8 protein-coding genes and 1 other RNA gene are annotated in these 8,489 nt (G+C 43.6%); all 9 read right to left on the bottom strand.

All coding sequences use genetic code 11. The features are described from left to right. Positions 1-58 precede the first annotated feature (58 nt). The 9 genes from WBA23_RS19960 to rplI all read right to left on the bottom strand — a co-directional run bounded on the left by WBA23_RS19960 (position 59) and on the right by rplI (position 8,427). On the bottom strand, positions 59-859 hold the full coding sequence (locus WBA23_RS19960) for an IS982 family transposase (protein WP_424584043.1): 801 nt from the start codon (positions 857-859) through the stop codon (positions 59-61). Beyond that, positions 814-957 carry a hypothetical protein gene (locus WBA23_RS19955; RefSeq protein WP_424584042.1) on the bottom strand — a complete coding sequence of 48 codons (144 nt, stop codon included), beginning with the start codon at positions 955-957 and terminating at the stop codon, positions 814-816. The genes WBA23_RS19960 and WBA23_RS19955 overlap by 46 nt, the downstream gene beginning before the upstream one ends. Positions 958-1,083: 126 nt before the next feature. Further along, positions 1,084-2,499 carry a hypothetical protein gene (locus WBA23_RS19950; RefSeq protein WP_424584041.1) on the bottom strand — a complete coding sequence of 472 codons (1,416 nt, stop codon included), beginning with the start codon at positions 2,497-2,499 and terminating at the stop codon, positions 1,084-1,086. A 725-nt stretch (positions 2,500-3,224) separates the two neighbouring features. Next, the gene (locus WBA23_RS19945; protein ID WP_424584040.1) at positions 3,225-3,845 is read right to left on the bottom strand and encodes a transposase; all 621 of its coding nucleotides are present in this window, start codon (positions 3,843-3,845) and stop codon (positions 3,225-3,227) included. Beyond that, on the bottom strand, positions 3,758-4,018 hold the full coding sequence (locus WBA23_RS19940; protein WP_424584039.1) for a transposase: 261 nt from the start codon (positions 4,016-4,018) through the stop codon (positions 3,758-3,760). The genes WBA23_RS19945 and WBA23_RS19940 overlap by 88 nt, the downstream gene beginning before the upstream one ends. Before the next feature lie 344 nt (positions 4,019-4,362). Further along, positions 4,363-4,767: a transfer-messenger RNA gene (gene ssrA / locus WBA23_RS19935) on the bottom strand. A 101-nt stretch (positions 4,768-4,868) separates the two neighbouring features. Then, positions 4,869-6,935 carry a thioredoxin domain-containing protein gene (locus tag WBA23_RS19930; RefSeq protein WP_424584038.1) on the bottom strand — a complete coding sequence of 689 codons (2,067 nt, stop codon included), beginning with the start codon at positions 6,933-6,935 and terminating at the stop codon, positions 4,869-4,871. Beyond that, the gene (locus WBA23_RS19925) at positions 6,932-7,906 is read right to left on the bottom strand and encodes a GSCFA domain-containing protein (protein WP_424584037.1); all 975 of its coding nucleotides are present in this window, start codon (positions 7,904-7,906) and stop codon (positions 6,932-6,934) included. Before WBA23_RS19925 ends, WBA23_RS19930 begins: the two co-directional genes overlap by 4 nt. A 77-nt stretch (positions 7,907-7,983) precedes the next feature. Then, positions 7,984-8,427: a 50S ribosomal protein L9 gene (rplI, locus tag WBA23_RS19920; protein WP_424584036.1), complete on the bottom strand. Its 444-nt coding sequence runs from the start codon at positions 8,425-8,427 to the stop codon at positions 7,984-7,986. Positions 8,428-8,489: the final 62 nt, after the last annotated feature.

Below are 8,489 nucleotides of genomic sequence, written 5' to 3'. Positions count from 1 at the left end.
GCCGATGCAGACCATAAGTTAACGTCAGTTATTCACTATCTATAAGCAAAGTACTATTCTAAGCTGCTTTTAGGAGACGGTTTCGGTCCTCGAAAGCGATGATGTGCGGATGTTGATCCATAAAGGTATAGGCAAGCGGCGCAGCAAAGGCATTGCATAAGTAGTTGATGGGGGAGCGGTGCCGAGAATGTTCAAGATCAATCAAGTCTACCCATTGCCCAAAGATGGTTTCAATAAGTCCGCGGTGTCGGTGGTAATAGGCATCTTTTTGATGCACAAGGGCATCCTTTTTGCCATTTCTACGCATCTTGGCGACCAAATCAGTACCTTTCTCTAATAAGACTTCTTTAAGTTTACTCAAATAGCCCTTGTCCCCGTAGACTTTGCCACGCACATCTTTGAGTAAGTAAGCAAGCAGTTGATGATTGTTATCGGCGATGTTGCCAGCGGTGAGTAAGAAGTTAACCAGTTGGGCTTCCCGATTGACTACCGCATGTAGTTTACAGCCATAGAACCATCCCATCGAGCCCTTACCTTTAGCCGCCCAATCAGCCATAACTCTGTGTTGATGTTCCCGCTTGATATGACAAACCTTTAGGGGCTTACTGTCAATATAGTTCTCTGCTAAAGCAGGCTGGCAGCGATACTTGAGCAGTAGGTAGAGTTCAACTACTACGTGTGGAATCAAGGCTACGAATCGCTCATAACAAGGGGCATCGGGTAGCCAACTCCGGTAACGTCCCAAGATAGCTTGATGATAGAAGTATTTCAAACACTTCTGACCTGATAGATGGTAAGCAACTAGTACGCTCATCACCGTGCGACGGTCGCCTCGCTGCGGGAAAAACGCGAACGCCATACCGAATCAGGTAAGCCTTCGGTGGTAGTTACATGGTGTAGTGCCAACAGAAAATCATCGGATTCTACAAAAATTTCGGTTAATTTCGTCTCGGTCAAGATTTGCATATTCTTTGTTTTGTACAATGAGTATTTCACACACTCGTAAATCTTGACCTTTTTACACTTCTATGCAACCCAATCCGCTATTATTCAGACTCTTATAGAATAATTGACGTTAAAGTACTAACCCCGCGACACATCACTAACCACCCGAAAGTCATCGTCATCGCCTAGCCCGAAAAAATGGATTTCCTCCGTCTCGTCAGAGAGAAAAGTGCGCTGAAATATTATTTGCTCAACGCGCTCCTTTTTCTTGCTTAGTTTGAATACCGTAACGCGCGTACGCTGATCCGCCAACCGTTCTACCTGAAAAAGCTCCTTTTTGTCGGTGCCGATCACTACTACCGTTCTGGCCAGGAAGGAGTAGTAGGTTTCTGCGTAGTGTACCAGATTGTCGCGACGTACACGCAGTTTTCGGATAATTTCTTCCCCGGATAGTCTTACTACTGAGACGGGCATTTGGTGGATCGCTTGCGTAATTACCGCGTCGGTCAGGCAGGCTTGCATACGCTGAGCAGCAGCAATCCAGTCATCTCGCTTTAAGCCATTCAGCAGGCGACGGTCGATGTCCTTGGCATTCATAAACAAGGAGTTGACGTTACGAACTTTCTCCTTAAAGCCTTGGAACATTGGCAGGATAAATTCCCAGGAGATGACGGTAGGCAGTAGTCCTTCGCTATTGTAAAATACCTGATCGCGGTCGCGGGGGATAGGGACAAATCGTTTACCCTTGTCTTTTTCAAAGCTAGCCCATCGCCACTGGTCTTCGTGCCGGTCCCAGTCGCCGATAAGTAGATCTAGCAGTCGTGCTCGCAAAAATGCCTGCTGGTCTACTTCATTATCTTGATCTTCCTGCAACTTCTCCAGCATCTTTTCTGTGCCGTAGATTTCTTTAGCGTAACCAAAGCTTTTCAAGTGTGACCAGTCTTCATCGGGCCGTTCTTCGTACAGGGCTAAAGAGCGACCATGCGTGCTACGGTGCTCACCCAGCTGGGGATCATCCGGTACGTACATGATCTGCGGATTGGTGTGGCACACGCCTGCTGCATCGGCCAAATCGGGTACTGTCAGAGCACCAAAAGGATGCGAAGCTGAGGTTTGGTTTTGTACAACTTCTTCTACGAAGGGACTACACATATTATCCGGAATGTTGCGTTCGGGAAACTTTCGCACCGAGCGGAGCACGTACTGATGCTTGTCGTCGGCTTCTAAACGTAGCGATAGGGTTTGCCCACCGCCTCCCCGTTGCACCACCCGCAACCCACCGTGTTCCATTCCGATATTAAACACAGGCAGAGTTACTAGCGCATCCCACTCAGCTCGGTAGTTTTCACCGTAGAGCCAACGATTAAATTGGCTTGTTTGAAAATTTGGGTTAGCTCGGATAATTACTGAGCTATCCAATGACAAGGATTCTATGGATTTGGTCGCTGGCTGAGCAAGAGGGGAAGGTTGGAAGGTTGGGAAATCCCAAGCAAGTGAACCTGAGGGAAGCAACAATAGCGGCCAAAAGAACAACAGTAGGAAACGATACATCATAAGAGAAGTCTTCCAAAAAAATTAAAGGACAACTATTTGACTAGTAAATGCATTTCTATCATTGCGCTTCTGTACGATTGTTGCCTAAATAGAATCAATAAGTAATCGGTAAGAGTCGCAAGTAAGCGATCGCTAGTGATGCATTCGCTTACTCTACATAAGGGAGAAGCGGATAAATAGAAAAGAGGTTAACTTTATAGTATTCAATGTCACTCACTAACCCCTTCGAGGAATGAACTTTACCTAGAAGACAAATAGATTTTTAAATACAGGACAATAGTGAGATAAGATGTTTAAAGTTAGAATGATATAGCATCGATACTCTCAATTAGTCAAGTCTGAGATGAAAGAGGCTGAAGAGATTTTCTTTTCACTCTTATAATAGTCATAGCGTAACCTTGTCCTGGCAACCACTGCCCCGTTTTAAGGCCTAACACAAAAATCATGGTTTTGATACATTCATCCAGTTGCTGATGGGCCACCGTGGCATGGTACTTTCAAAATTGCAGCCACAGCTTTTTAGACAATCAAACAGTAGCCTAATCTACCATCGCTAACCATATAGGTACCTGATAACCCTACCTTTCAGAGTACTGATCAAGATCAGATAACCTATCTCACTTAGCTGCTGCTCACATAAGTAATAAGAAAAATATTTAGATGAGGTTTACGTAGGACGCATACCTGAAGGTTAAAACACCTGAAAGTCTAAGAAGCTGTTTGAGTTAAATTTTTCGTACAATTCTTCTGATATTAGCGATTGTCAGGAAAGCGTTAGCATGTTCAGTTTTGCGCTCATAGTCCTTCACACATCTTCTATTGTTGACCGTCCATGCAATTGTTCTTTCCACAATCCATCTATTTTCGTGTATACAGACATTTCCTTTTTTGGCGATGGGTACTTTGGGGATAATCACGGATACTTCAAACTGCCTATCCATCCCCTGTTTGAACTGCCCCCCGAATGTCCCATCAGCATACACATATCGGAGGTTATCCAACAATATATTGTCAACAGAAAGTTTATCCCAACAGGAAAGAGCAGTCGTTCCATCATAGCAGTTGGCTGGCACTACGAAACTATCCAATAAGCTCCCCATCGTATCCACCAAGAAAAACCGTTTTCGTCCTTTGAGCTTCTTTCCACCATCTATGCCTGTGCTTTCTGTGGCGGTAGGACTATTTTTTACACTCTGACTATCAATGATACCAACACGTGGCTGAACAGGCTTTCCTACTTTTTCTCGCAGATCTACGATTAAGCAGTCACTGATATTTTTCCAGGTACCGTCAGCCGTCCATTTGGAGAAATACCGCGCGGCGGCCGCCAAAATACTGTTGGCCATGGAGGGAAGCAGCAGGGAAGGTCGCGCCAGACACAGCCGTTTTTAGTCAGGTAAAGGATACTATCCACGATGGCTTTTAACTCCCATTTGCTTTTCCTTTGTACAGTAATCAATTTCTCTATACTTTGCCAAGACTTGGCAGAAAGATCAGAGCTATAGGTTTTGTTTCGCATCAAAAACAATAGTGCTTTCTGCCAAGATTTACTAACTCAAACAGCTTCTAAGACCTTAACCACCGCTTGCCCCCTGTCCTTTTACCATATACAGTTACCCAAACAGAGACTTTCTCACTTTTATTAGTTGTATACTTATATAACTAAAAGAGCAGTGATAGAGAACATTGCACAGCATGAATTTACTACTAAATTAAGATTCGGTCACCTATTGCATTTTCCAAAATAGGTAACCGAATTGCTCACCTAATTTACAGGAATTCACGAATAAAATGAAGGGGATAAAAAGAAAAAACCCTCTAAATTCTAAAATTTAGAGGGTTTTGTGCGTGTTTGAATAAAATTTGTGGAGCCGGAGGGATTCGAACCCTCGTCCAGAGAAGGCCACTATCGAGTCTTCTACATGCTTAGCTATTTTTGAATTGTCGGGTTACCTAAGGTAAGTAGCGGACCTACTAGTAACCGTATCTACTAAAGTTTCGCTAAAGCGTCGCAGTGCCGCTTTAGCTAGTTCTACTAAGTCGACACTCTGTAACCCAACCGAGTGGAACAGCGGTCGGCAGAATGTGGCCCGGGAGCGATTCGCTCAACCGAGAAGCCCGTTATTCTAGTCTAAGACTAAAATTAGGCGGCCATGGCGTAATTAGATTCGCCAAGTATGGTTTAGGACTCAGGAGTCAAGGCGCGCATCCCATGCGCCTGCATGCTTACACACGTAATCACTCATCCTGTCAAATCCGGTCGGCCCCATTTTTCAAGACAGTGCTTATATAGTACGTCTTTGTAAGGTAAAAGGTTCTAAAAGATTTATATTCATAATACTGGACGAAGCCAGAAGATGGCTATCTACTTAAGGCAGATTCCGCTGTAGTTGCTCCAGGGCTTCGGATACGGCGTGTACTGGAAGTTGACAGGTTTTATCATAGCAAACGTAGAGTGTGGTTTGATTGTCTTCAGTATGTCGCTCTCTTAGCAATGGAAGATCACTTTGGTCTTTAGTACCTAAAACTACTTTGTTAGGGTGATAGTGCTGAATAAGTTCTGAGGCCATTTCCCAATAGTCAGCACCCACAATAGCTACCTCGGCCATCGGCAAAGACATTTCGGTGGCTAGCACGGCCCAATTAGTAGTATCCGTAGGGTATTGTTTAACCAGTGGTAGCATCCGGCTTAGCATACCTTTAGCTAGTTCCGTGTAATCTGCCTTCTCCAACAACACGCCTAACTTATGCAGATTGCGAGCCATAGCCGAATTAGAAGCGGGAATTACATTATCAAACAGTTCTTTCTTGCGAGCAATTAATTCAGAAGAAGCGGGAGTATAGAAAAAGAATTTTTCTTTTTGATCGTAAAAGTGCTCAAGTGTATACTGGATCAGTTGGTTAGCCAAGTGTAGCCACTTCTCTTCAAAGGTAACCTGATACAGCGCAATTAGTCCATCAGCAACAAAGGCGTAATCGTCTAAGAAGCCAGCAATCTGTTGCTCACCTTTTACCTGAGTATGAGAAATACTAGCAAACTCACCTTCTATTTGAATCAGATTACTTTGCAGAAACTCGGCGTTTTGCTGAGCTAATTTTAATATAGGTTCATCACCTAATGCAGTGTAGGCATCTACTAGCCCCCGGAGCATTAGGCCGTTCCATCCAGCAATAATTTTATTATCCAGCTCAGGCTGTTCTCGCTGCGAACGGTGTTCAAGTAAATCCTGTTTTGCTTTACTAACTATTTCGCTAAAATCGGGCAAACTCAGCTCGTACTTTCGGGTGAATTCACCCTCAGACATATTAAGGTGCAGAATATTATTTTCGTTTTCCCAATTTCCTTGAGGAGTAGCACTAAAGTAATCCGTCAGTATATTGGTAGTATCGCCTAATACCTGTTCAAGTTCGTTGTAGCTCCAGACATAGTACTTTCCTTCTTCGCCTTCACTGTCAGCATCTAAGGCACTATAGAACCCTCCCTCGGGGCTGGTAAGCTCGCGCTTTACAAAGGTCACAGTATCGGTTAGTACTTGTCGGTATAGGTCACTATGGGTAATGCTAAACGCTTCGGCATACAGGCTTAGCAGTTGACCGTTGTCGTAGAGCATTTTTTCAAAATGGGGGGCAAACCATTCTGCATCTACGGAGTATCGAGCGAAGCCTCCACCAATTTGATCGTAAATGCCACCTTCGGCCATCCGGTCTAATGTAAGTAGCGCGTGGTTCAGCGCATTTTCGTCTTCTGTAAGGAAATGATAGCGTAGTAAGAATAGCCACTGACTCGGCATAGGAAACTTCGGCGCTTTATTCAAACCGCCCTTTTCACTATCAAACCGCTCAGAAAATTCACTGAACACTTCCCTCAACTCTCGCTGAACCGAAGCCGGATATAATTCTGATTGAGAAGCTCCAATATCATACCGCAACGTTTCACTAGTTTGTAGGCCTTCGGCAAACTTATTGGCTGCTTCAACTACTTGATCCCGCTGTTTTTCATAAGCTAATGCTACGTTATTGAGTATCTGTAACCAGTTTTCCTTAGGAAAATACGTTCCGCCGTAAAATGGCTTTTGATCGGGTGTTAAAAAAACATTTAACGGCCAACCTCCTTGCAAGCCCATCGCCTGTACTGCTTCCATGTAAATCTGATCTACATCAGGGCGTTCTTCCCGATCTAGTTTAATATTAATGAAATGCTGATTCATTAACTTAGCTACCTCCTCATCTTCAAATGATTCTCGCTCCATCACATGGCACCAGTGGCAGGCCGAATAGCCAATACTGACGATAATGGGTTTATCTTCATCTTTCGCCTTCTGCAACGACTCTTCTGACCACGGGTACCAATCAACCGGGTTATGAGCATGTTGGAGCAGATACGGGCTATTTTCGTGAATAAGATGGTTAGATGGTTTTGAAGATTCGGTGCTCATAAAAGTTGCTGTTCAAGTTTTTGAATTTCGGTTTCAACATCTACCTGCTTACTAAGCTGCTTTAACCGATTAATCGTGTTTTGTAAAAATTGCTGATGGGCCTCTGAAGACGGACGAAACGCCCGATGATGCATTGCTTTATAAATAGGATTCCAGGTTTTTAAAAATTGCTGAGCATCAGAATCTAAATAATACTCTGTTACCTTTTGCCAAATATAATCTTCGGCCACCTTTGAAGGATGTAGCATGTCAGCCTGATAGAAGCGATAGTCCCGCAGCTCGTCTATTAATATCTCGTAGCTAGGAAAATAACGAACATCTTCCGGATGGTTCTCGTGGATGGAATGCGAAGCCAGTCGGAGCACCGATTTACTCACCGAATTTTGCACCAACGTATCGCGCAGATGTCGCACCGGACTCACCGTTAAAATATAATTAACATCGGGATTTAGCACTTTTAAAGCACTATAGAGCTGCTCAAACTGCTTAGTAATTTCATCGGGATTTAGTAAGTGGCGGCAAAATAGCTGAGACGGCATTTTATGGCAGTTTGCCACCAGTTGACCCGTTTTTTTTAATTCATACCCGAAGGCCGAACCTAATGTGATTATTACCCACTTGCACTGCTCCAAATAACTTCGAGTACTTATCAGTGCTTGTTCAATCTGCACTTGCAACTTTTCTTTGGCCTCACTGCTAAAGTCAGAATGAAACTTATAATTGTAATGTACGCCCTGATTTACTAAGTAAGTTTTATCGTCTGGTACCGATTGATTGATAGTATTGAGTAACAAACTAAATACTGAAATCGGATTGTACAATGTACCGAATGGATTGATACAGGTGCCAAATTTATTTCGCTGAAATCGTTCACCTATAACTTGCGCAAAGCAGGAGCCTACAAAGAACAGTGAATCGTGCAGTGAGATACATTTGTTAGGCAGGGTTATTTCAACGGGAGTACGAAACATAGAGCGTCGGGCTTGCTCTCTCTAACAAAAAAAGCCCTAAAATGATTAGGGCTGCTTACACTAAAACTTTAAAGAGCTTAGGCTTCTACTACCTGTATTGAAATGTTTTGCTTTACTTCTTTGTGCAAATCAACCTCAGCCGAGTATTCTCCCAGTGTCTTTATATCTTGATTGAGCGATATGCGACGGCGGTCAATATCAAAGCCTTTCTCCTTAAGCACATCCGCAATCTGAAGTACAGTGACCGCTCCAAATATTTTCCCGCTCTCCCCAGCTTTGGCCGGAAGCTCCAACGTTACACCCTCTAGCTTAGTAGCAATTTCCTCGGCATCTTTCTTCACTTTTTCAGCTTTGTGTGATGCCTGACGAACATTCTCCTCAATCATTTTCTTGTTAGAAGAGCTAGCAATAATGGCTAACCCTTGCGGAATCAGGTAGTTACGACCGTAGCCACCTTTTACAGTAACGATATCGTCCTTATAACCTAATCCTTTTATATCTTCTCGAAGTATAATTTCCATGAGTGTGGGGGGTTAGGTATTAGGTATTAGGGATTGGCATAGTTTCCAAACCTTAATACCCA

This window comes from Tunicatimonas sp., assembly GCF_049647865.1.
GTDB lineage: Bacteria > Bacteroidota > Bacteroidia > Cytophagales > Cyclobacteriaceae > Tunicatimonas.
The sequence above is the reverse complement of the archived record's forward strand: the minus strand, read 5'-3'. Positions and strand labels throughout refer to the sequence as shown.

Bases quoted from the DNA above. Each gene is read 5' to 3' on its own strand.
- WBA23_RS19960 (WP_424584043.1), bottom strand. From the start codon at position 859: ATGGCGTTCGCGTTTTTCCCGCAGCGAGGCGACCGTCGCACGGTGATG.
- WBA23_RS19950 (WP_424584041.1), bottom strand. From the start codon at position 2,499: ATGATGTATCGTTTCCTACTGTTGTTCTTTTGGCCGCTATTGTTGCTT.
- WBA23_RS19945 (WP_424584040.1), bottom strand. From the start codon at position 3,845: ATGGCCAACAGTATTTTGGCGGCCGCCGCGCGGTATTTCTCCAAATGG.
- WBA23_RS19940 (WP_424584039.1), bottom strand. From the start codon at position 4,018: ATGCGAAACAAAACCTATAGCTCTGATCTTTCTGCCAAGTCTTGGCAA.
- WBA23_RS19930 (WP_424584038.1), bottom strand. From the start codon at position 6,935: ATGAGCACCGAATCTTCAAAACCATCTAACCATCTTATTCACGAAAAT.
- WBA23_RS19925 (WP_424584037.1), bottom strand. From the start codon at position 7,906: ATGTTTCGTACTCCCGTTGAAATAACCCTGCCTAACAAATGTATCTCA.
- rplI (WP_424584036.1), bottom strand. From the start codon at position 8,427: ATGGAAATTATACTTCGAGAAGATATAAAAGGATTAGGTTATAAGGAC.